Origin of the sequence: Pseudomonas maumuensis, assembly GCF_019139675.1 — a bacterium.
GTDB classification, from domain to species: domain Bacteria; phylum Pseudomonadota; class Gammaproteobacteria; order Pseudomonadales; family Pseudomonadaceae; genus Aquipseudomonas; species Aquipseudomonas maumuensis.
On record NZ_CP077077.1, the window covers coordinates 1,103,955 to 1,124,810 of the forward strand.

General features: G+C 64.9%; 18 protein-coding genes. 10 read left to right on the forward strand and 8 right to left on the reverse strand.

The genetic code is table 11. The annotated features are described in order from the left end of the window. Nucleotides 1-170 precede the first annotated feature (170 nt). Together KSS90_RS05135 and KSS90_RS05140 are read left to right on the forward strand one after the other, a co-directional pair. Nucleotides 171-1,427 (forward strand): ATP-binding protein, encoded by a 1,257-nt coding sequence (locus tag KSS90_RS05135; RefSeq protein WP_217868463.1) that lies wholly within the window; start codon nucleotides 171-173, stop codon nucleotides 1,425-1,427. Continuing rightward, nucleotides 1,427-1,987 (forward strand): response regulator transcription factor, encoded by a 561-nt coding sequence (locus KSS90_RS05140; protein ID WP_023632665.1) that lies wholly within the window; start codon nucleotides 1,427-1,429, stop codon nucleotides 1,985-1,987. The genes KSS90_RS05135 and KSS90_RS05140 overlap by 1 nt, the downstream gene beginning before the upstream one ends. A 245-nt stretch (nucleotides 1,988-2,232) precedes the next feature. Here KSS90_RS05140 and KSS90_RS05145 read toward each other — a convergent pair whose 3' ends face one another. Then, a complete protein-coding gene (locus KSS90_RS05145) occupies nucleotides 2,233-2,421 on the reverse strand; it encodes a hypothetical protein (protein WP_046854282.1) in 189 nt (62 codons plus the stop codon). Between the two features lie 14 nt (nucleotides 2,422-2,435). Continuing rightward, complete coding sequence (locus tag KSS90_RS05150; RefSeq protein WP_217868464.1) at nucleotides 2,436-4,070, reverse strand: phospholipase; 1,635 nt, start codon at nucleotides 4,068-4,070, stop codon at nucleotides 2,436-2,438. Nucleotides 4,071-4,260: 190 nt separating this feature from the next. On the opposite strand from KSS90_RS05150, the gene KSS90_RS05155 reads away from it, so the two are divergent. Continuing rightward, the gene (locus tag KSS90_RS05155; RefSeq protein WP_217868465.1) at nucleotides 4,261-5,202 is read left to right on the forward strand and encodes an AEC family transporter; all 942 of its coding nucleotides are present in this window, start codon (nucleotides 4,261-4,263) and stop codon (nucleotides 5,200-5,202) included. Nucleotides 5,203-5,251: 49 nt separating this feature from the next. Beyond that, the gene (locus tag KSS90_RS05160; RefSeq protein WP_023631899.1) at nucleotides 5,252-6,607 is read left to right on the forward strand and encodes an amino acid permease; all 1,356 of its coding nucleotides are present in this window, start codon (nucleotides 5,252-5,254) and stop codon (nucleotides 6,605-6,607) included. Between the two features lie 104 nt (nucleotides 6,608-6,711). On the opposite strand, the gene KSS90_RS05165 is transcribed toward KSS90_RS05160, so the two are convergent. The 6 genes from KSS90_RS05165 to gatC all read right to left on the reverse strand — a co-directional run bounded on the left by KSS90_RS05165 (nucleotide 6,712) and on the right by gatC (nucleotide 11,884). Then, complete coding sequence (locus KSS90_RS05165) at nucleotides 6,712-7,098, reverse strand: carboxymuconolactone decarboxylase family protein (RefSeq protein WP_217868466.1); 387 nt, start codon at nucleotides 7,096-7,098, stop codon at nucleotides 6,712-6,714. 10 nt (nucleotides 7,099-7,108) lie between these two features. Next, complete coding sequence (locus KSS90_RS05170; protein ID WP_217869739.1) at nucleotides 7,109-8,152, reverse strand: calcium/sodium antiporter; 1,044 nt, start codon at nucleotides 8,150-8,152, stop codon at nucleotides 7,109-7,111. Between the two features lie 61 nt (nucleotides 8,153-8,213). Continuing rightward, nucleotides 8,214-8,588: a septal ring lytic transglycosylase RlpA family protein gene (locus KSS90_RS05175; protein WP_046856981.1), complete on the reverse strand. Its 375-nt coding sequence runs from the start codon at nucleotides 8,586-8,588 to the stop codon at nucleotides 8,214-8,216. An 84-nt stretch (nucleotides 8,589-8,672) separates the two neighbouring features. Next, entirely contained in the window at nucleotides 8,673-10,118 is a 1,446-nt protein-coding gene (gatB, locus tag KSS90_RS05180; RefSeq protein ID WP_217868467.1) for an Asp-tRNA(Asn)/Glu-tRNA(Gln) amidotransferase subunit GatB, read from the reverse strand. An 11-nt stretch (nucleotides 10,119-10,129) separates the two neighbouring features. Continuing rightward, the gene (gene gatA, locus KSS90_RS05185) at nucleotides 10,130-11,581 is read right to left on the reverse strand and encodes an Asp-tRNA(Asn)/Glu-tRNA(Gln) amidotransferase subunit GatA (protein WP_217868468.1); all 1,452 of its coding nucleotides are present in this window, start codon (nucleotides 11,579-11,581) and stop codon (nucleotides 10,130-10,132) included. Between the two features lie 15 nt (nucleotides 11,582-11,596). Then, nucleotides 11,597-11,884, reverse strand: coding sequence for an Asp-tRNA(Asn)/Glu-tRNA(Gln) amidotransferase subunit GatC (gene gatC / locus KSS90_RS05190; protein WP_023631156.1), 288 nt, complete (start codon nucleotides 11,882-11,884; stop codon nucleotides 11,597-11,599). A gap of 203 nt (nucleotides 11,885-12,087) precedes the next feature. On the opposite strand from gatC, the gene mreB reads away from it, so the two are divergent. The 6 genes from mreB to KSS90_RS05220 all read left to right on the forward strand — a co-directional run bounded on the left by mreB (nucleotide 12,088) and on the right by KSS90_RS05220 (nucleotide 20,854). After that, nucleotides 12,088-13,125: a rod shape-determining protein MreB gene (gene mreB, locus KSS90_RS05195; protein ID WP_003255163.1), complete on the forward strand. Its 1,038-nt coding sequence runs from the start codon at nucleotides 12,088-12,090 to the stop codon at nucleotides 13,123-13,125. A gap of 194 nt (nucleotides 13,126-13,319) precedes the next feature. Beyond that, nucleotides 13,320-14,327, forward strand: coding sequence for a rod shape-determining protein MreC (mreC, locus tag KSS90_RS05200; RefSeq protein WP_437180081.1), 1,008 nt, complete (start codon nucleotides 13,320-13,322; stop codon nucleotides 14,325-14,327). Further along, nucleotides 14,327-14,815 carry a rod shape-determining protein MreD gene (gene mreD, locus KSS90_RS05205; RefSeq protein ID WP_217868469.1) on the forward strand — a complete coding sequence of 163 codons (489 nt, stop codon included), beginning with the start codon at nucleotides 14,327-14,329 and terminating at the stop codon, nucleotides 14,813-14,815. The genes mreC and mreD overlap by 1 nt, the downstream gene beginning before the upstream one ends. Before the next feature lie 29 nt (nucleotides 14,816-14,844). Continuing rightward, the gene (locus KSS90_RS05210) at nucleotides 14,845-15,444 is read left to right on the forward strand and encodes a Maf family protein (protein WP_217868470.1); all 600 of its coding nucleotides are present in this window, start codon (nucleotides 14,845-14,847) and stop codon (nucleotides 15,442-15,444) included. Nucleotides 15,445-15,498: 54 nt separating this feature from the next. Beyond that, nucleotides 15,499-16,956, forward strand: coding sequence for a ribonuclease G (rng, locus tag KSS90_RS05215; RefSeq protein WP_046856978.1), 1,458 nt, complete (start codon nucleotides 15,499-15,501; stop codon nucleotides 16,954-16,956). An 88-nt stretch (nucleotides 16,957-17,044) separates the two neighbouring features. Beyond that, complete coding sequence (locus KSS90_RS05220) at nucleotides 17,045-20,854, forward strand: YhdP family protein (RefSeq protein WP_217868471.1); 3,810 nt, start codon at nucleotides 17,045-17,047, stop codon at nucleotides 20,852-20,854. The last annotated feature ends 2 nt before the right edge of the window (nucleotides 20,855-20,856 follow it).

The window sequence follows — 20,856 nt, forward strand, 5'->3', positions numbered from 1 at the left end:
GAGCAGATCCGTTCCACGCATGGCCGATCAGACCGGCAACAGTGTAGTGGGTTCAAAAGTGCCATCATGAATCTGTGACAAAGTGTGGCGCTTTGCCGCATCGCTGCAGTGAAGCGCCTGGCTTCGGTATACTCCAGCCGATTTTCCTGGAGCACTCATTGGGAGAGCTCATGCTCGCCGTCGCACATCCGTTGTCCGCCACACGCCAGAACCTCTGGCGCCTGACCTTTATCCGCATCCTCGTCCTGGCGGCCCAGGCCGGCTCCGTGGGCGTGGCCTACTGGACCGAGCTGCTGCCGCTGCCGTGGTTCTCGTTGGCCGTCACGCTGGCCCTGTCGTCGCTGCTGTGCGCGTTCACCGCCCTGCGTCTGCGCCTGTCGCTGCCGGTCACCGAACTCGAGTACGCCCTGCAACTGGCTTGCGACCTGCTGATCCACAGTGCCCTGCTTTATTACTCGGGTGGCTCGACCAACCCCTTCGTCTCCTATTACCTGGTGCCGTTGGCCATCGCCGCGGTCACCTTGCCGTGGATCTACTCGCTGGTGCTCTCGGGCATTGCCCTGGTGGCCTACAGCCTGTTGCTGGTGCAGTACTACCCGCTGGAAACGCTGCCGCTGGCGCGCGACACCATGCAGGTCTACGGCATGTGGCTGAGCATCGCCCTGGCTGCGGGGGTGATCACCTTCTTCGCCGCGCGCATGGCCGAGGAGTTGCGCCAGCAGGAGAACCTGCGGGCCGAGCGCCGGGAAGAAAGCCTGCGCGACGAGCAGTTGTTGGCCGTGGCCACCCAGGCCGCTGGCGCCGCCCACGAACTGGGCACGCCGCTGGCGACCATGAGCGTGTTGCTCAACGAAATGCGCCAGGACCACGCCGACCCGCTGCTGCAGGAAGACCTGCAGATCCTCCAGGACCAGGTCAAGCTGTGCAAGGAGACCCTGCAGCAGCTGGTGCGCGCCGCCGAGGCCAACCGGCGCCTGGCGATCATCGAGCAGGATGTCACCGCCTGGCTCGACGAGGCGCTCAACCGCTGGCACCTGATGCGCCCGGAAGCCAGCTACCGCTTCCAGCGCTTGCGCGATGGCGTGGTGCCGCGCCTGACGCCGCCGCCGGACCTGACCCAGGCCCTGCTGAACCTGTTGAACAACGCCGCCGATGCCTGCCCGGACGACCTGGAGGTGCGCCTGGACTGGGACGCCCAGGACATCGTCATCAGCATCCGCGACCATGGCCCCGGCGTTCCGCCGGCCATCGCCGAGGCGATCGGCAAACCTTTCATTACCACCAAGGGCAAAGGCTTCGGCCTGGGCCTGTTCTTGAGCAAGGCCAGCGTGACGCGTGCGGGCGGTTCGGTGAAACTCTATAGTCATGAGCAGGGTGGCACCCTGACCGAATTGCGCCTGCCCCATGGCAAGCGAGGAGATGCATGATGAGCGAAGAAAACCAGGTCGAAGGCGAAGAGCTGCCGCACCTGCTGCTGGTGGATGACGACGCCACCTTCACCCGGGTGATGGCCCGGGCGATGTCGCGTCGTGGCTTCCGTGTGAGCACCGCGGGTTCTGCCGAGGAAGGCTTGAAACTGGCCGAGCAGGACCTGCCCGACTACGCCACGCTGGACCTGAAGATGGAGGGCGACTCGGGCCTGGTGTTGCTGCCCAAGCTGCTGGAGCTGGATCCGGAGATGCGCGTGGTGATCCTGACCGGTTACTCGAGCATCGCCACGGCGGTCGAGGCGGTCAAGCGCGGGGCCTGCAACTACCTGTGCAAACCGGCCGACGCCGACGATGTGCTGGCGGCGCTGCTCTCGGAGCACACCGACCTGGATACCCTGGTGCCGGAAAACCCGATGTCGGTGGATCGCCTGCAGTGGGAGCACATCCAGCGCGTGCTGGGCGAGCACGAGGGCAACATCTCCGCCACGGCGCGGGCGCTGGGCATGCATCGGCGCACCTTGCAGCGCAAGCTGCAGAAGCGTCCGGTCCGACGCTGAAGTCCACTGGGGGCGCTGCGCGCCCCATCGGCGCGGTTCGTCGCCACGACAAGCCGGCTCCCACCCCGACCGCGCCGCCCTCAGGCCAAGCGCCATCCTTGTGGGAGCTGGCTTGCCAGCGATGAGGCCATTACAAGCAACACAAGACAGTTGCTCCCACAAGGATCATCGATGCCCTGTGGGAGCCGGCTTGTCGTGGCGACGAGCCGCGACGAAAGGGCCACGTAGTGGCCCCCTGCGTTTTGTCAGGCTTTCCCTCCCGAGCGGTCAACCCGTACCGCCAGCTGTCCTGCTCCCGATGGCGCCTCGAACGCCACCTGTCCCCCTGCCGGCACTTTCGCCCGGCCAATCACCTTGCCATCACGCAGCAATTCCAGCGGCATGCCTTCCATCGACTGGCCCGAAGCCAGTTCCAGTTTGACCTTGATATTCATCGGTGACCTCCTTGTCACGCGTTGCGATCGATATAGAGCGTTGTCTTTGCGTCCAGGCTGGCGATCAGTTCCGGTGAACCGCCGCGGAACTGGCGGAACAGGTTGCGCCCGCGTTGCTTGCCGTCCGCCGGCACCTGCACGCTCGGATGGAACTGGTCGGTGAGCTCGGCATAGCCGCTCCATGGGCCAATGTACGACTCGTTGAGCTGGTCGGTGATGCTGAAGGCATAGCGCACTGCGTTGCCCCGTTGCCAGTTCAGGCCATCGGGCTCACGGCGCTCCCAGCCGGTGATCACCGGCGAGGTGGCGGGGGCATCGATGAAACCGGTGGGCTTGTTCGGCTTGTAGTCCTTGAGCAGCAGGTAGGTGCTCCAGCCCCACCAGTCGCCGATGCGGTTGCGGTCGTTGAGGTCGTTGACGTCCTTGCGCCGCAGCACGGCCTTGCCGTCCTGGAAGTACAGCGCGGCGAAGTTGCCGGGCACCAGGTCCTGTTCGGCGGCGCGCAGGTCGGGCGCCAGGCGCAGGGCCGAAAAGTCCTTGGCCTGGGGCATGCGGCCCTCGGCGAAGGCCTGGAACACTTCATCGGCCGAGCGCTGCACGGCGCGCGCCACTTGACGACGGTTGGCCACATCGACGCTGTCGAAGTAGCGCTTGTCGCCGTAGGCGCGCCATTGCTCGCCCTCGGCATTGCGCACGGCCAGGCCGTACTTGCTGTCCTCGTCGTGCATGAAGCGCGAGATCAGCGAGCCGACGTCGCTCGGCGTGACGGTGTCGGCCAGGGCCTTGCGCGGTACCCGCAGGTGGCCGGCGGAGAACAGGTCGGTGAGGAAGTGGTCGGCGAAGGCGTTCATCGCATAGGCCAGTTGCAGGTCGCGTTCGGCGCCGCTGGCGCGGGCTTTCAGCGCCTGCTGCAGGGCGGCGGCGTGGCCGGCCTGGTAGGCCAGCAGCGCCCAGGGGCCGAAGTGGTCCCAGTTGCTGGCGGCCAGTTTCAGGTAGCGGCCCAGGGGGAACAGGTCGGAGGCGAAGCTGCCGCCGCCGGTGATGCGGTTCCAGCGTGCCGACAGGCTGTCGCCCAGTGCGTCATAGGCTTCATGGGGCTGCCGGCCGTCCTTGATGGCCTGGTTGGCGGCGCGGATTTCTTCCTGCATGACCGCGAGGATCTGTTCGGCTTCCGCCTTGGCCGCCGGTAGGCGTGCCAGGGAGTCGAAGGCCTGGATGAAGCGTTCGATTCGTTCGGCGTCGCTGCCGCCATCGGCGATCGGGCGATCGGGCAGGCCATAGAAATCGCCGCCCAGGGCGATCACCTGGCCATAGGTCAGGTTCAGGCCGTTGGGCAGAGGCAATGGTGACTGATGGGCGGGGATGCCGGGTTGGCCTGCTTCGTAGCGCAACAGGGTGTTGTCACCGATGGCGGTGTGCTCGGCGCCTTCGAAGAACAGCTCCGGGCCGCGCTGCGCAGATTTGCCGCCAGTCGACGGTGGTACAGGGCGGTGATACTTGAGGGTGTGGTGGCCGTGCATGACCAGCATCAGATGGCTGTCGGGACCGGGCAGGGCGATGCCGTGCTCATCGAACAGCTGGTCGAGGTCAGCGACCACCAGCGTGGCCTGGGCCTTCGCGGCCACAGGTGCAGTGTGTATTCCTGACATGATTTGCTCCTTGCAATGTCTGGATAATCCATTTTTATACTGTATGCATGTACAGTAATATGCATCATATGCAGGAAATTTCCTACGTCAAGACCCCTTTGTGCTGGCATCTGGCAGCTGTGGCGGGCGCAAGCCCCCGGCTCTCACGTATGATTGCGCTCCCTAACGGCATTTCCCGGGACCACGTTGCATGCTCGCCCTACTCATCCAGACACTGAACATCACGGCACCTGTGTTCGCCATGCTGTTCATGGGCGTGCTGCTCAAGCGCGTCCACTTGATCGACGACAACTTCAACCGGGTCGCCTCCAAGCTGGTGTTCAACGTGTGCATGCCGGCGCTACTGTTCCTCGGCATCTACCACGCCGACCTGGCTGCGGCGGTGAAGCCCGGGGTGATCCTCTATTTCGTGGTCGCGACACTGGTTTGTTTCGGCCTGGCCTGGGGCCTGGCGATCTGGCGCTGCCCGCGGGTGGACCGCGGCATCTACACGCAAGGCGCGTTTCGCGGCAACAACGGCGTGATCGGCCTGGCACTGGCGGCCAGCCTGTATGGCGACTACGGTATATCCCTCGGCGCGGTGCTGGCCGGGCTGGTGATCCTCATGTACAACTCGCTGTCGGCGGTGGTACTGGCGGTGTACAGCCCGGACCTGAAGTCCGACCCATGGAGCATCTGCAAGAGCATCCTCAGCAACCCGTTGATCATCAGCGTGCTGGTGGCCACGCCCATGGCCTACGGCCAGGTGCCGCTGCCCAACTGGCTGCTGACCTCCGGTGACTACCTGGCGCAGATGACCCTGCCGCTGGCGCTGATCTGCATCGGCGGCACCCTGTCGCTGGCGGCCCTGCGCGACAGTGGCAGGCTGGCCGTCGATGTCAGTTTGGTGAAGATGGTCTGGCTGCCGCTGCTGGGCACCCTGGGTGCCTGGCTGTGCGGGTTCCGTGGTGCCGAGCTGGGCATCCTGTTCCTCTACATCGGCAGCCCCACCGCGGCGGCGAGCTATGTGATGGCGCGGGAGGCCAATGGCAACCATGAGCTGGCGGCGTCGATCATCGTGATCACTACACTGATGGCGGCGATCACCACGAACATCGGGATTTTCATCTTGCAATGGGGTGGATGGATCTAGTCCAGTTGCAAGCAAAACCAATAACACTGCCTCACCTAAAGGACACTTCATGCAAGACCAGAGCACGCCCGAGCGCTTGCAGCGCGGGCTGAAGAATCGCCATATCCAGCTGATCGCGCTGGGCGGGGCCATCGGCACCGGGCTGTTCCTGGGCATCGCCCAGACCATCCAGCTGGCCGGCCCCTCGGTGCTGCTGGGCTACGCCATCGCCGGCCTGATGGCCTTCCTGATCATGCGCCAGCTGGGCGAGATGGTGGTCGAGGAGCCGGTCGCCGGTAGCTTCAGCCATTTCGCGCACCAGTACTGGAGCGAGTTCGCCGGTTTCGTCTCGGGCTGGAACTACTGGGTGGTGTACGTGCTGGTCGGCATGGCCGAGCTCACGGCCGTTGGGATCTATGTGCAGTACTGGTGGCCGGATTTCCCCACCTGGGCTACCGCGGCGATCTTCTTCGTGGTGATCAACGCCATCAACCTGACCCAGGTGAAGGTGTATGGCGAAATGGAGTTCTGGTTCGCTCTGGTCAAGGTGGTGGCCATCGTCAGCATGATCGGCTTCGGCGCCTGGCTGCTGGGCAGCGGCCATGGCGGGCCGGATGCCAGCGTCGCCAACCTGTGGCAGTACGGTGGCTTCTTCCCCAATGGCGTCACCGGGCTGATCATGGCGCTGGCGGTGATCATGTTCTCCTTCGGCGGCCTGGAGCTGGTGGGCATCACCGCCGCCGAAGCGGCCAACCCGCGTGAAAGCATCCCGAAGGCCACCAACCAGGTGGTCTATCGCATCCTAATCTTCTACATCGGCGCGCTGGCTGTGCTGCTGTCGCTGTATCCATGGCAAAAGGTGGTACAGGGCGGTAGCCCGTTCGTGATGATCTTCCACGAACTGGACAGCGACCTGGTGGCGACCATCCTCAACATCGTGGTGCTGACTGCCGCGCTGTCGGTCTACAACAGCTGCGTGTACGCCAACAGCCGCATGTTGTTCGGCCTGGCCACCCAGGGTGATGCGCCGCGCCAGTTGCTCAAGGTCAGTCGCCGTGGCGTGCCGCTCACCGCGCTGGGCGTATCGGCGTTCGCCACCGGCCTGTGCGTGCTGATCAACTACCTGATGCCGGGCGAGGCCTTTGGCCTGTTGATGGCCCTGGCGGTGTCGGCGTTGGTGATCAACTGGGCGAGTATCAGCATCACCCACCTGAAGTTCCGCAAGGCCAAGCTGGCGGCCGGCATCACGCCGTTCTACAAGAGCCTGTGGCACCCGCTGAGCAACTACCTGTGCCTGGCGTTCATCGTGCTGATCCTGGTGGTGATGTACCTGACGCCGCCGATTCGCATCTCGGTGATGTTGATTCCGGCGTGGATTGCCGTGCTGTGGGTGGCCTTCCGCATGAAGAAGGCGCGTCAGGCCTGATCTGATCTACCGCGGCTTCGGGATGCTGTTATCTGGCGTCCTGATGCCGCGCTGGCAAGGTAGCCAATACACAAAAGCTCAGTCACATGGGTGACAACCCTGGCCTAATTCGTAGCATTCGCCTGATAACTCTCGATCACTTCCTGCGCCGCCCGAAACGCATCGATCGCTGCCGGCACCCCGGCATATATCGCGCAATGCAACAGCGCCTCGCGGATCTCCTCGACGCTGCAACCGTTGTTCAACGCCCCACGCACGTGGCCTTTTAGTTCTTGCGGGCACTTGAGCGCGGTCAGGGCGGCCAGGGTGATCAGGCTGCGGGTCTTCAGCGGTAGCCCGTCACGGGCCCAGACACTTCCCCAGGCATGTTCGTTGACGAAGTCCTGCAGCGGTTGGGTGAACTCGGTCGCGTTGCCGAGCGCGCGATCGACGAAGGCATCGCCCATTACCTGGCGACGAATGCTTTCACCGGTCTGTTTGTTGTCAGCCATGTTGTTTTCCTTAGTGTTGGCGGCGCCAGGCGCGCACTGTCGTGTACAGCAGCACGACCCCGAGCACTGGCATTACATAGAACAGCATCAGTTGTTCGAGGCGTCCGGCCAATGGCAGGCCGGTGGTGAAGGTCACCACGTGCAGTCCGTAGGCCAGGTAAAGACACAGGAACACCAGGCCTTCGGCGCGGGTGACCCGGTAGCCGGAGTAGAACACCGGCAGGCACAGAGCCGCGACGCCGAGCATCACCGGCAGGTCGAAATCCAGGGCGTTGGGTGAAATCGACAAGGGTTCGGGGGCGGTCATGGCCGTCAACCCCAGCACCGCCAGCAGGTTGAACAGGTTGCTGCCGATCACCGTGCCCACGGCGATCTCCCGTTCGCCGCGCAGGGCCGCGATCAGCGCGGCGGCCAGCTCCGGCAGCGAGGTGCATACCGCAACCACGGTCAGGCCGATGATGCGTTCGGACAGGCCCAGGTCGGTGGCTACTTCGACGGCTGCCTCCAGTACCAGGTGACCCGCCAGGCTCAGCAGCCCCAGGCCCATGAGAATCTGCAGCAGCGCCCCGCTCCAGAAGCGCAGCGGGCTGGCGTGCTCGGTGCGTGGTGCCGGGTAGGTGCGGGCATAGTGGCGCGACTGATGCCAGAGCATGGCCAGGTAACCGGCCAGGCCGAGCAGCAGCAGGCCGCCTTCCAGCCGCCCCAGTTCGCCGTTGAGCGCAAGCAGGTAGACCAGGGCGCTGGCGAAGATCATCAGTGGGATATCCAGGCGCACCAGCTGGCGTGACACACGCAGCGGAATGATCAGTGCGGCAAGGCCCAGGATCACCAGCACGTTGAAGATGTTGCTGCCCACGACGCTGCCCACCGCGACATCCGGCGCGCCCTGGTAGGCGGCTTGCAGGCTTACGGTCAGCTGTGGCGCGGTGCTGCCGAAGGCGACCAGGCTCAGGCCGATGATCAGCGGGCGCACGTGCAGGCGGCTGGCCAGGCGCAGGGCGGCGCGTACCAGCAGTTCGGCACCGAAGATCATCAGCAGCAAGCCCAGGCCCAGTTGCAGCAGGCTGAAGGCGGGGAGGGTGGCCAGGTCGAAAATGGCGAGGGCTCCAGTCAGGTCAATCGCTCAGACCTTGTACCCGGACTCGCGCGGTTCCGCTACGGAGCATGCCGATTTTTTCTGCGGCGGCGCGTGACAGGTCGATCAGCCGGCCGCGGGTGTGGGGGCCACGGTCGTTGATGCGTACCACCACGCTGCGCTGGTTGGCCAGGTTGGTGACCAGCACACGGCTGCCAAAGGGCAGGCTGCGGTGGGCGGCGGTGAGGCCATGCTGGTTGAAGGGCTCGCCGCTGGCAGTGCGTTTGCCATGGTGGCGTGAGCCGTAATAGGAGGCGGTGCCGCTCTGGTCGTAGCCGCGAGGGTCGATGTCATGGCTGGCGCAGCCGGCCAGGAGGGTAAAGAGGGCGAGGGTGGTGAGGGAACGCTTGAGCAATTCGGAAGCTCCGCTGTCACTTCGAATCATCGCGCGGCTAGCCCGCTCCCACAATCTGGGAGCGGGTTAGCCCCGCGATCAGGATCACCCTTCGAGCTTGGCCTTGAGCAATTGGTTCACTTGCCCCGGGTTGGCCTTGCCTTTCGACGCCTTCATCGCCTGGCCGACGAAGAAGCCGAACATCTTGCCGCGCTTGGCTTCATCGGCGGCGCGATATTGTTCGACCTGTTCGGCATTGGCGGCGAGCATCTCGTCGAGCATCTTGTCGATCGCGCCGGTATCGGTGACCTGCTTGAGGCCGCGGCTTTCGATGATGCTGTCGGCATCGCCTTCGCCAGCGGCCATGGCCTCGAACACGGTCTTGGCGATCTTGCCGCTGATGGTGTTGTCACGGATGCGCAGCAGCATGCCGCCGAGGTGTTCGGCATTGACCGGCGACTGGTCGATCTCGACGCCGAGCTTGTTCAGCAGGCTGCCCAGTTCCACCATCACCCAGTTGGCGGCCAGCTTGGCATCGCCGCCGATCTTCACCACCTGTTCGAAGTAGTCGGCCTGCTCGCGGCTGGAGGCCAGCACGTTGGCGTCATAGGCCGACAGGCCGTACTGGCTCTGGAAGCGCTCGACCTTCTGTGGTGGCAGCTCCGGCAGGGCGGCGCGCACGCTGTCGAGGAAGCCTGGCTCGATGACCACTGGCAGCAGGTCCGGGTCGGGGAAGTAACGGTAGTCGTTGGCTTCCTCCTTGCTGCGCATGGAGCGGGTCTCGTCCTTGTTCGGGTCGTACAGGCGGGTTTCCTGCACCACCTTGCCGCCGTCCTCGATCAGGTCGATCTGGCGCTGGATCTCGCTGTTGATCGCACGCTCGATGAAGCGGAACGAGTTGACGTTCTTGATCTCGCAGCGGGTGCCGAACTCGGTCTGGCCCTTCGGGCGGATCGACACGTTGCAGTCGCAGCGCAGCGAACCTTCGGCCATGTTGCCATCGCAGATGCCCAGGTAGCGCACCAGGGCATGGATGGCCTTGACGTAGGCCACGGCTTCCTTGGCGCTGCGCATGTCCGGCTCGGAGACGATCTCCAGCAGCGGGGTGCCGGCGCGGTTCAGGTCGATGCCGGTGGCGCCGTTGAAGTCTTCGTGCAGGCTCTTGCCGGCATCTTCTTCAAGGTGCGCGCGGGTCACGCCGATGCGCTTGATGGTGCCGTCTTCCAGGGCGATGTCCAGGTGGCCCTTGCCGACGATCGGCAGGTCCATCTGGCTGATCTGGTAGCCCTTGGGCAGGTCGGGGTAGAAGTAGTTCTTGCGCGCGAACACGTTGCGCGGCCCGATCTCGGCATCGATCGCCAGGCCGAACATGCACGCCATGCGCACGGCCTCCTGGTTGAGCACCGGCAGCACGCCGGGCATGCCCAGGTCGACCAGGCTGGCCTGGGTGTTCGGCTCGGAGCCGAAGGTGGTGGCGCTGCCGGAGAAGATCTTCGACTGGGTGGCGAGCTGGGTATGAATCTCCAGCCCGATCACAACTTCCCATTGCATGTGTGAACTCCTCAGAAGCCGTTGGGGGCGCGGGTGTGCCAGTCGGTGACTTGCTGGTAACGGTGCGCGATGTTGAGCAGGCGGCCTTCCTGGAAGTACGGGGCCAGCAGTTGCACGCCCACCGGCAGGCCGTCGACGAAGCCGGCCGGCATCGACAGGCCCGGCAGGCCGGCCAGGTTGGCGGTGATGGTGTAGACGTCTTCCAGGTAGGCGGCGACCGGGTCGCTGCTCTTGGCGCCCAGTTTCCAAGCCGGGTTCGGCGTGGTCGGGCCGAGAATCACGTCGACGTCGGCGAACGCGGCCATGAAGTCGTTCTTGATCAGGCGACGGATCTGTTGCGCCTTGACGTAGTAGGCGTCGTAGTAGCCGGCCGACAGGGCGTAGGTACCGACCATGATGCGGCGTTGCACTTCCGCGCCGAAGCCTTCGCCACGGGAGCGCTTGTACAGGTCGGTCAGATCTTTCGGATCTTCACAGCGATGACCGAAGCGCACGCCGTCGAAGCGCGACAGGTTGGAGGAGGCTTCCGCCGGGGCGATCACGTAGTACGCCGGGATGGCGTGCTGCATGTTCGGCAGGCTGATTTCCTTGACCACCGCGCCGAGCTTTTCCAGCTCCTTGACGCTGGCCTGGACCAGGTCGGCGATGCGCGGGTCGAGGCCGGCGCCGAAGTATTCCTTGGGCAGGCCGATGCGCAGGCCTTGCAGCGAGGCGTTCAGGTTGGCGCTGAAGTCCGGTACCGGCTCGTCGACCGAGGTCGAGTCCTTGGCATCGAAGCCGGCCATGCCTTGCAGCAGCAGGGCGCAGTCTTCGGCGGTACGGGCCAGCGGGCCGCCCTGGTCGAGGCTCGAGGCGTAGGCGATCATGCCCCAGCGCGATACGCGGCCATAGGTCGGCTTGAGGCCGGTCAGGTTGGTGAAGGCTGCCGGCTGACGAATCGAGCCGCCGGTGTCGGTGCCGGTGGTGGCCGGCAGCAGGCGCGCGGCCACGGCAGCGGCCGAGCCGCCGGACGAACCGCCGGGCACGTGTTCGAGGTTCCACGGGTTCTTCACCGCGCCGTAGTGGCTGGACTCGTTGGCCGAGCCCATGGCGAATTCGTCCATGTTGGTCTTGCCCAGGGTGACCATGCCGGCTTCGGCCAGCTTGGCGACCACGGTGGCGTCGTACGGGGCGGTAAAGCTGTCGAGCATCTTCGAGCCGCAGCTGGTGCGTACGCCGTTGGTGCAGAACAGGTCCTTGTGGGCGATCGGCGCACCCAGCAGCGCGCCGGTCTCGCCAGAGGCGCGGCGGGCGTCGGCGGCGCGCGCCTGCTCCAGGGCCTGTGCTTCGGTGACGGTGATGAAGCTGTTGAGCTGCGGGTCGAGCTGCTTGATGCGCGACAGCAGGGCGCCGGTCAGTTCTTCCGAGGAGAACGACTTGTCGGCGAGGCCGCGGGCGATTTCGGCCAGAGTGAGTTGATGCATGGCAGGCGCTATCCCTTAATCGATGACTTTCGGAACCAGGTACAGACCGTTCTCGGTCGACGGGGCGACGGCCTGGTAGCGGTCGCGCTGGTTGCTTTCGGTGACCTGGTCGGGGCGCAGGCGCTGGGTGGCTTCCAGCGGGTGGGCCAGGGGCTCGATGCCAGAGGTGTCGACGGCTTGCATCTGGTCGACCAGCCCGAGAATACTGTTCAAGGCATCGGTGATGCGTGGCAATTCGCCTTCATTCAGGCCCAGGCGGGCCAGATGGGCGATCTTTTCCACGTCGGAGCGTTGAAGCGCCATGGGGATCTCCAGGGAAACGAAAAACGGAATGGGTCCGCAGATGAGGAACATGCCGGCATTCTGGCGGTCAAAGGGCCGCGAACATCGGCAGGCATGCTCGGAAAAACAACCAATTTAACATATTGGCTCCTTGCCCAAAATCCCTGCCATTGTTAGAGTTTGCCGCACTTTTTTACCCACGCTTTCCCCAGGGTCACTTTCCCATGTTCAAGAAACTGCGTGGCATGTTTTCCAGCGATCTGTCCATCGACCTGGGTACTGCCAACACCCTTATCTACGTGCGTGAGCGCGGTATCGTCCTGAATGAGCCCTCGGTTGTTGCCATCCGTACCCACGGCAACCAGAAAAGCGTCGTCGCAGTCGGTACCGAAGCCAAGCGCATGCTGGGCCGCACCCCCGGCAACATTGCTGCCATTCGTCCGATGAAGGACGGCGTGATCGCCGACTTCAGCGTTTGCGAAAAAATGCTGCAGTACTTCATCAACAAGGTGCATGAGAACAGCTTCCTGCAGCCCAGCCCACGCGTGCTGATCTGCGTGCCGTGCAAGTCGACCCAGGTCGAGCGCCGCGCCATCCGTGAATCGGCCCTCGGTGCCGGTGCCCGGGAAGTATTCCTGATCGAAGAACCCATGGCCGCCGCCATCGGTGCCGGCCTGCCGGTCGAAGAGGCCCGCGGCTCGATGGTCGTCGATATCGGTGGCGGTACCACCGAGATCGCCCTTATCTCGCTCAACGGCGTGGTCTACGCCGAATCCGTGCGCGTCGGCGGCGACCGCTTCGACGAAGCCATCGTCACCTACGTGCGCCGCAACTACGGCAGCCTGATCGGCGAATCCACCGCCGAGCGCATCAAGCAGGAAATCGGTACCGCCTACCCGGGCGGCGAAGTGCGCGAAGTCGACGTCCGTGGCCGTAACCTGGCCGAAGGCGTGCCGCGTGCCTTCACCCTGAACTCCAACGAAGTGCTCGAGGCGCTGCAGGAATCGCTGGCGACCATCGTCCAGGCGGTCAAGAGCGCCCTGGAGCAGTCGCCGCCGGAGCTGGCCTCGGACATCGCCGAGCGCGGCCTGGTGCTGACCGGTGGTGGCGCGCTGCTGCGCGACCTGGACAAGCTGCTGGCCCAGGAAACCGGCCTGCCGGTGATCGTCGCCGAAGACCCGCTGACCTGCGTCGCCCGCGGCGGTGGCCGGGCCCTGGAGATGATGGACAAGCACGCCATGGACCTGCTCTCCAGCGAGTGATCGCTGATGCAGTAGTGTATGTCCAGGTTTACAGGTGGCACGCACAGTGCTACCTGTAAGCGCTGTGCTGGCGCCCGCCCGGGCGCCTTTTCCGTCAATCCGTAGCAGGCCGGTGCATTGCCCCATGTCCAATGACCTCCTGAGTCGTCCACGAGGAACGGCCCATTAAACCGCTTTTCTCCAAGGGCCCCTCGCTGGGCGTTCGCCTGCTCGTGCTGGTCGTGCTGTCGGTCGCGCTGATGGTGGTCGACTCGCGCTTCGACCTGCTCAAGCCGGTGCGCAGCCAGATGGGTCTGGTGCTGATGGAATCCTACTGGATCACCGACCTGCCGCAGCGCACGTGGCAAGGCGTGGCTGGCCAGTTCGGCAGCCGCACCGAACTGATCGCCGAGAACGAGAAACTCAAGACCGAGGCCCTGCTGTTGCAGGGGCGCCTGCAGAAACTGGCCGCCCTGACCGAGCAGAACGTGCGCCTGCGTGAGCTGCTCAACTCTTCGGCGCTGGTCAACGAGAAGGTCGAGGTCGCCGAGCTGATCGGTGTCGATCCCAATCCGTTCACCCACCGTATCCTGATCAACAAGGGCGAGCGCGATGGCGTGTTCCTCGGCCAGCCTGTGCTCGATGCCCGTGGCCTGATGGGCCAGGTGGTCGAGCTGATGCCGTACACCGCGCGGGTACTGCTGCTTACCGACACCACCCACAGCATTCCGGTGCAGGTCAATCGCAACGGCCTGCGCGCCATTGCCAGCGGCACGGGCAACCCGGAGCGCCTGGAGCTGCGCCACGTGGCCGACACCGCCGACATCAAGGAAGGCGACCTGCTGGTCAGTTCGGGCATGGGCCAGCGTTTCCCGGCGGGCTACCCGGTGGCCACGGTCAACGAAGTGATCCACGACTCCGGCCAGCCGTTCGCCATCGTTCGTGCCATCCCAACTGCCGCGCTCAACCGCAGCCGCTACATGCTGCTGGTGTTCAGCGACCGGCGCACACCCGAGGAACGCGCCACCGAGGCGGCGATCGCCCAGGAAGAGGCCGACCGTCAGGGCGCTGGCCACGGCCAGGCACCGGCCACGCCGGCTGCATCTGCGGCGGGTAGCGCGGTTCAGCCTGTGCCCGGCGCAGCCCCAGCGACTGCGACGCCTGCGGCAAGCCCGGCAGCGGTGCCCCCGGCGCCTGCGACCGCCCAACCCCGGAGACAATAATGGCCAGCACCCGTAGCAGAAACGGCTGGGCCATCTGGCTGACCTTCGCCATCGGCCTGTTGCTCAGCGTCTTGCCCATGCCGCAGTTCATGGAAGTGTTCCGGCCCATGTGGCTGGCCCTGCTGCTGGCCTTCTGGACCCTTGCGGTGCCGGGCAAGGTCGGCATGACCACCGCGTTCCTGCTTGGCCTGGCCGAGGACGTGCTGTACGGCACGCTGCTTGGCCAGAACGCCCTGATTCTTACCCTGATCACCTTCCTGGTGCTTTCGTTGCAGCAGCGCCTGCGCATGTTCCCCATGTGGCAGCAGAGCCTGGTGATCCTGGTGATCTTCGGTATCGCCCAGTTGATCCAGCTGTGGCTCAGCGCGCTGACCGGCAATCGCCTGCCGACCCTGGCCCTGGTCTGGTCGGCGGTGATCAGCGCCTTGCTCTGGCCGTGGGTCAGCTTTGCCCTGCGCGGCCTGCGCCGTCGCCTGCATATCCACTGACGCGCCGCCACTGACAGGGAGATGTCCACATGACCCAGCTGTATCTGGCCTCCGGCTCGCCACGCCGCCGTGAACTGCTGACCCAGATCGGTGTGCCGTTCACCGTCGTCAGCGCACCCATCGATGAAACCCCGTTGCCGGGCGAAGCGCCGGCAGCCTACGTCGAGCGCCTGGCCCAGGCCAAGGCCGTGGCGGGCTTCGCCCACATCGATGGCGCAGGGGTGGTACTGGGCGCCGACACCACCGTGGTGCTCGATGGCCAGATCCTCGGCAAGCCGGAGAGTCGCGAGCAGGCGTTGGCCATGCTCGGCGACCTTTCCAAGCGCGAACACCAGGTGCTTACCGCCGTGGCGCTGACCGATGGCCAGCGCAGTATCAGCCGCTGCGTCAGCACCACCGTGCGTTTTCGCACCATCTCCTTCGAGGAAGCGCTGCGCTACTGGGACAGCGGCGAACCTGTCGACAAGGCCGGTGGCTATGCCATCCAGGGCCTGGGCGCGGTGTTCGTCAGCGGCATCGAGGGCAGCTACTCGGCCGTGGTCGGATTGCCCCTGAGTGAAACCGCCGAACTGCTCGAGCAATTCGGCGTGCCATGTTGGCAACTGCAAGAGGGTTCCGCACAGCGCTAGCCAGCCACGCCGCAGCAATCCATCATTACCACAGACCACTGACGAGAGCGCGCCATGAGTGAAGAGATCCTGATCAACATCACCCCGATGGAATCACGCGTGGCGGTGGTGGAGAACGGAGTCCTGCAGGAGGTGCATGTAGAGCGCACCCAGCGGCGTGGCATCGTCGGCAACATCTACAAAGGCAAGGTAGTGCGGGTGTTGCCGGGCATGCAGGCGGCATTCGTCGATATCGGCCTGGAGCGGGCGGCGTTCATCCATGCCTCGGAAATCTCCCAGCGCGAAGGCTCGGCCGTGGAGACCATCACCGCACTGGTTCATGAAGGCCAGGCACTGGTGGTCCAGGTCACCAAGGATCCCATCGGCAGCAAGGGCGCACGCCTGACTACCCAGCTTTCGATTCCGTCGCGCTACCTGGTGTACATGCCGCGCAGCAGCCATGTCGGCATCTCGCTCAAGATCGAGGAAGAAGCCGAGCGCGATCGCCTCAAGCAGGTGGTCACCGACTGCATGGCCCAGGAAGACATGAAGGATGCCGGGGGGTTCATCCTGCGCACCGCCGCAGAGGGCGCCCGCGCGGAGGATATCCTCCAGGACATCCGCTACCTGCGCCGCCTGTGGGAGCAGATCGGCTCGCAGATCAAGACCTGCGGAGCGCCCGTGGTGATCTACGAGGACCTTGGCCTGGCGCTGCGGACCTTGCGCGACCTGGTCAACCCCAAGATCGAGAAGATCCGCATCGACTCGCGGGAGACCTTCCAGAAGACCACCCAGTTCGTGGCCGAATTGATGCCGGAGATCGCCGATCGCCTGGAGCACTACCCTGGCGAGCGGCCGATCTTCGACCTGTATGGGGTGGAGGACGAAATCCAGCGCGCCCTGGAGCGCAAGGTGCCGCTCAAGTCCGGCGGCTACCTGGTGGTCGACCCGGCGGAAGCAATGACCACCATCGACGTCAACACCGGTGCGTTCGTCGGCCATCGCAACCTTGAAGAGACCATCTTCAAGACCAACCTCGAGGCGGCCACCGCGATTGCCCGGCAACTGCGCCTGCGCAACATCGGCGGGATCATCATCATCGACTTCATCGACATGGAGGACGAGGAGCACCAGCGCCAGGTCCTGCGTACCCTGGAGAAGCAGCTCGAGCGTGATCATGCCAAGACCAACATCATCGGCATCACCGAGCTGGGCCTGGTGCAGATGACCCGCAAGCGCACCCGCGAAAGCCTCGAGCAGGTGCTGTGCGAACCCTGTGCGGCGTGCCAGGGGCGCGGCAAGCTGAAGACCCCCGAGACGATCTGTTACGAAATTTTCCGCGAGATCCTCCGTGAAGCCCGTGCCTACCAGGCCGAGGGCTATCGCGTGCTGGCCAACCAGAAGGTGGTGGATCGGCTGCTCGATGAAGAATCGGGCAACGTCGCCGAACTAGAAGCGTTCATCGGGCGAACCATCCGCTTTCAGGTGGAGTCCATGTATTCCCAGGAACAATACGATGTGGTGCTGCTCTGACCCCTTCTAACAGCGGTCGCCCCATGGACGGGCTGGCAAAGCGCTATACACCGGCCATAGTTAAGGGACGACTTGGAGGGCCTCGGCCATGGAACGTCTGACCCGCGTTCTGAGCGCCTTGACCCGCTGGGGGCTGGTTATCTGCGCCCTGCTGGCGGTGCTGGTGGCGCTGTATGTCAGCCTCGGTCGGCAACTGGTGCCTCTGGTCGCCGAATACCGTGCAGACGCCGAACTCAAGGCCGAACAGGCCTTGGGCATGCCCGTGCATGTCGGGGCGCTCGAAGGACGCTGGAGCGGCTTGGCGCCGGTGCTGCGTGTACGTGACCTGCAACTGGGCGAAGGCGCCTCGGCGCTGCGCCTGGACGACGTCAAGCTGGTGCCTGACCTGTGGGCCAGCCTCAAGGCGCGTGAAGTGCGCCTGGCGCGCATCCAGCTCAGTGGGCTGCAACTGATCCTGCGCGAGAACGAGCAGGGCGGCTGGGCCTTGGAAGGCCTGCCGCACAAGGACGATGCGCCGCTGGATCCTGCGGATGCGCTCAAGCGTCTACGCCAACTCGGTCGAATCGATGCCTTCGACAGCCAGGTCACCTTGCATCCCTGGCAACGAGACCCCCTGACCCTCACCTACGTCAGCCTTGGCTTGCAGGCAGGCGCCTCGCGCCAGAGCCTCGACCTGCGCGCCACGCTGCCCGATGGCCAGCCCCTGGCCCTTAGCCTGAACAGCCGCGCCACGGCCAAGGCCTGGCGCGACGGGCGCGTGCAGGCTTACCTGAGCCTGCCGCAAAGCGACTGGGCACGCTGGCTGCCGCCGCAGTTGCTGGGCCAATGGCAGGCCGGCGCGCTGCGCGCAGGTGGTGAGCTGTGGATCGACTGGCGGCAAGGGCAATTGCAGCAGGCGATGGTTCGCCTCAATGCGCCGCAGCTCAAGGGCGCCTACACCGGGCGCAAGGCCATCACCGTGGACAACCTGGCCCTGTCGGCATGGTTCCAGCGCCGGGACCAGGGCTTCGACGTCGTCGTCGACTCACTGGCCATGAGCCTTGGCAAGAGCCGTTGGGAGTCCCACCTGCAACTGGCACAGCGTCCGGGCCAGAACCCGGCCGAGGAAAGCTGGCAGGTGCAGGCGGACCGCCTCGACCTGACCCCGCTGACCCCGGTGATCGATGCCCTGGCGCCATTGCCGGACAAGCTGATGACCGTGGTCGATGCGCTCAAGGTCACCGGCGCCCTGCGCAACGTGCGCCTGGACATCCGACCCAAGGCCGAGGGCGATCAACGGCTGCAGTTTGCCGCCAATCTGGAGAAGGTCGGCTTCGACGCTTATCACGGCGCGCCGGCCGCCGGCAATGTCAGCGGGGCGATCAGCGGTGACCTCGGACACGGCGAGCTGCGCCTGGATACCCAGGCGTTCATGCTGCACCTGTACCCGATCTTCGGCAAACCCTGGCATTACCCGAAAGCCAATGCCCGCCTGGCCTGGACCCTGGACAAGGAGGCCTTCACCCTGGTCGCCCCCTACATCAAGGTGCTGGGTGACGAGGGCAAGATCGCCGCCGACTTCCTTATTCGCATCCACCTGCAGCCGGGCCACGAAGACTACATGGACCTGCGCGTCGGCCTTACCGAAGGCGACGGCCGCTACACCGCCAAGTACCTGCCCGAAGTGCTCAGCCCCGCCCTGGACGAATGGCTGCGCAGCGCCATCGTCAAGGGCAATGTCGACGAGGGTTACTTCCAGTACCAGGGGTCGCTGCACCATGACGCGCCGCCCCATGCCCGCGATATCAGCCTGTTCTTCAAGGTGCATGACGCGGCGCTGGATTTCCAACCAGGCTGGCCGCAGGTGCAAAAGGTCGACGGTAATGTCTATATCGAAGATACCGGTGTACGCATCCAGGCCCATCATGGGCTGCTGCTGGACACCAAGGTCACGGATGTCAGCGTCGACATTCCCCATGTCGAAGGCGATCAGCACAGTCATCTGATCCTTGACGGAGATTTCGACGGCAGCCTCGGCGATGGCCTGAAGATCCTCAAGGAAGCGCCCATCGGCACGGGGGAGATCTTCGCCGGTTGGGAAGGCGAGGGGCCGCTCAAGGGCAAGGTCAAGCTCGATGTACCCCTGGCCCACGGGCAGCGGCCCAAGGTGCTGGTGAACTTCGCGACCGCCGACGCTACCTTGAAAGTGGCGCCACCGGCCCTGGAACTGAGCCAGCTGAAGGGCGACTTCAGCTTCGATCTCGACAAGGGCCTGAGCGGCAAGGACATCAGCCTGCACGCCTTTGGCAAGCCGGTCAGCGCCCAAATCACTGCCGAAGGGCAGGGTGGCCAGATCCAGACTCGTATCAACGCCAATGGCCAGGTCGCCCTCAAGGCCCTGACCGATTGGTTGCAGTATGCGCAGCCGCTGCCAGCTTCTGGCGAGTTGCCGTATCAACTGCAAGTGACACTGGGCAGCCGCGACAACCGCTTGACCGTGAATTCGTCGCTCAAGGGCCTGGCCATCGATCTGCCGGCGCCTTTTGGCAAGGCCGCCGCAGAGACCCGTGACAGCCGCTTCGGCCTGACCCTGCAGGGTCCGGAACGGCGCATCGATGGCAGCTATGCGGACCTGGCCCGCTTCGCTTATGCCGCGCCTGCCGACAAGCTGGCCCAGGGGCGCGGCGAGCTGTTGCTGGGCACGGGCGAGGCCAGCTTGCCTTCCGGCCAGGGCCTGCGGGTGCGTGGCCGGCTCGAGACGCTGGACCTGGCCCCCTGGCAGCAGCAGATGGAGCGCCTCGCCGGCAAGGATCCGGGCGGTAGCGCCCGGCAGAACCTGCAGAGCGTTGACCTCAGCATCGGTCAGCTCAAGGCGTTCGGCATGGACCTCAACCAGGCGGTGATCCGCCTGATGCGTGGTGGTCCGGCCTGGGACTTGCGCCTGGATAGCCAGGAAGTCATCGGCAATGCACGCATTCCCGATGCCAAGGCCACACCCATGACCGTCCGTCTGCAGAGCCTGCGCCTGCCGCCAGCCGACCCGAATGAGGCCCAGGCCGAGAATGCGCCGGATCCTTTGGCCGGGTTCGACCCGCGCAAGGCGCCGCCGCTGGACCTGACCATCGACAAGCTGTACCGCGGCGACGACCTGTTCGGCAGCGCTGCCCTGAAGTTGCGCCAGACCCCCAGGGGTATGGCCATGAGCGATATCGACCTGGACCTCAAGGGGCTGCATATCGACGGCAGTGGTGGCTGGGAAGGCGAGCCAGGGAGCACGTCCAGCTGGTACAAGGGCCGCGTGGACGGTAAGAATCTGGGCGATGTGCTCAAGGCCTGGGGCTTTGCCCCCACCGTCACCAGCCGCGACTTCCGCATGGATGTGGATGGCCGCTGGCCGGGATCGCCGGCCTGGGTCAGCCTCAATCGGTACTCGGGCAGCCTCGATGCGGCCCTGCGCAGCGGCCAGTTCGTCGAAGTCGAGGGCAGCGCCCAGGCCTTGCGGGTGTTCGGGCTGCTCAACTTCAATTCCATTGGCCGGCGCCTGCGCCTGGACTTCTCCGACCTGTTCAGCAAGGGCCTGGCCTACGATCGGGTCAAAGGCCTGCTGGTGGCTAGCGAAGGGGTCTATGTGACGCGTGAGCCGATCACCGTCACCGGCCCTTCGAGCAATTTCGAGCTCGACGGCACCATGGACTTCGTCCGTGATCGGGTCGATGCCAAGTTGCTGGTGACGTTGCCGGTCACCAACAACCTGCCGTTGGCGGCCTTGATCGTCGGTGCGCCAGCGGTCGGTGGCGCGCTGTTCCTGGTCGATCGCCTGATCGGTGACCGGGTGGCGCGCTTCGCCAGTGTTCACTATCGCGTCGAAGGTCCGGTCAAAGAGCCTAAAATCACCTTTGTGAAACCTTTCGACAAGTAACC

Excerpts from the sequence above, each read along its gene's own strand:
- KSS90_RS05160 (WP_023631899.1), top strand. The coding sequence starts at position 5,252 with ATGCAAGACCAGAGCACGCCCGAGCGCTTGCAGCGCGGGCTGAAGAAT.
- KSS90_RS05155 (WP_217868465.1), top strand. The coding sequence starts at position 4,261 with ATGCTCGCCCTACTCATCCAGACACTGAACATCACGGCACCTGTGTTC.
- KSS90_RS05135 (WP_217868463.1), top strand. The coding sequence starts at position 171 with ATGCTCGCCGTCGCACATCCGTTGTCCGCCACACGCCAGAACCTCTGG.
- KSS90_RS05165 (WP_217868466.1), bottom strand. The coding sequence starts at position 7,098 with ATGGCTGACAACAAACAGACCGGTGAAAGCATTCGTCGCCAGGTAATG.
- KSS90_RS05145 (WP_046854282.1), bottom strand. The coding sequence starts at position 2,421 with ATGAATATCAAGGTCAAACTGGAACTGGCTTCGGGCCAGTCGATGGAA.
- KSS90_RS05220 (WP_217868471.1), top strand. The coding sequence starts at position 17,045 with ATGGAACGTCTGACCCGCGTTCTGAGCGCCTTGACCCGCTGGGGGCTG.
- gatC (WP_023631156.1), bottom strand. The coding sequence starts at position 11,884 with ATGGCGCTTCAACGCTCCGACGTGGAAAAGATCGCCCATCTGGCCCGC.
- rng (WP_046856978.1), top strand. The coding sequence starts at position 15,499 with ATGAGTGAAGAGATCCTGATCAACATCACCCCGATGGAATCACGCGTG.
- KSS90_RS05140 (WP_023632665.1), top strand. The coding sequence starts at position 1,427 with ATGAGCGAAGAAAACCAGGTCGAAGGCGAAGAGCTGCCGCACCTGCTG.
- KSS90_RS05150 (WP_217868464.1), bottom strand. The coding sequence starts at position 4,070 with ATGTCAGGAATACACACTGCACCTGTGGCCGCGAAGGCCCAGGCCACG.
- KSS90_RS05210 (WP_217868470.1), top strand. The coding sequence starts at position 14,845 with ATGACCCAGCTGTATCTGGCCTCCGGCTCGCCACGCCGCCGTGAACTG.
- gatB (WP_217868467.1), bottom strand. The coding sequence starts at position 10,118 with ATGCAATGGGAAGTTGTGATCGGGCTGGAGATTCATACCCAGCTCGCC.
- mreD (WP_217868469.1), top strand. The coding sequence starts at position 14,327 with ATGGCCAGCACCCGTAGCAGAAACGGCTGGGCCATCTGGCTGACCTTC.
- gatA (WP_217868468.1), bottom strand. The coding sequence starts at position 11,581 with ATGCATCAACTCACTCTGGCCGAAATCGCCCGCGGCCTCGCCGACAAG.
- mreB (WP_003255163.1), top strand. The coding sequence starts at position 12,088 with ATGTTCAAGAAACTGCGTGGCATGTTTTCCAGCGATCTGTCCATCGAC.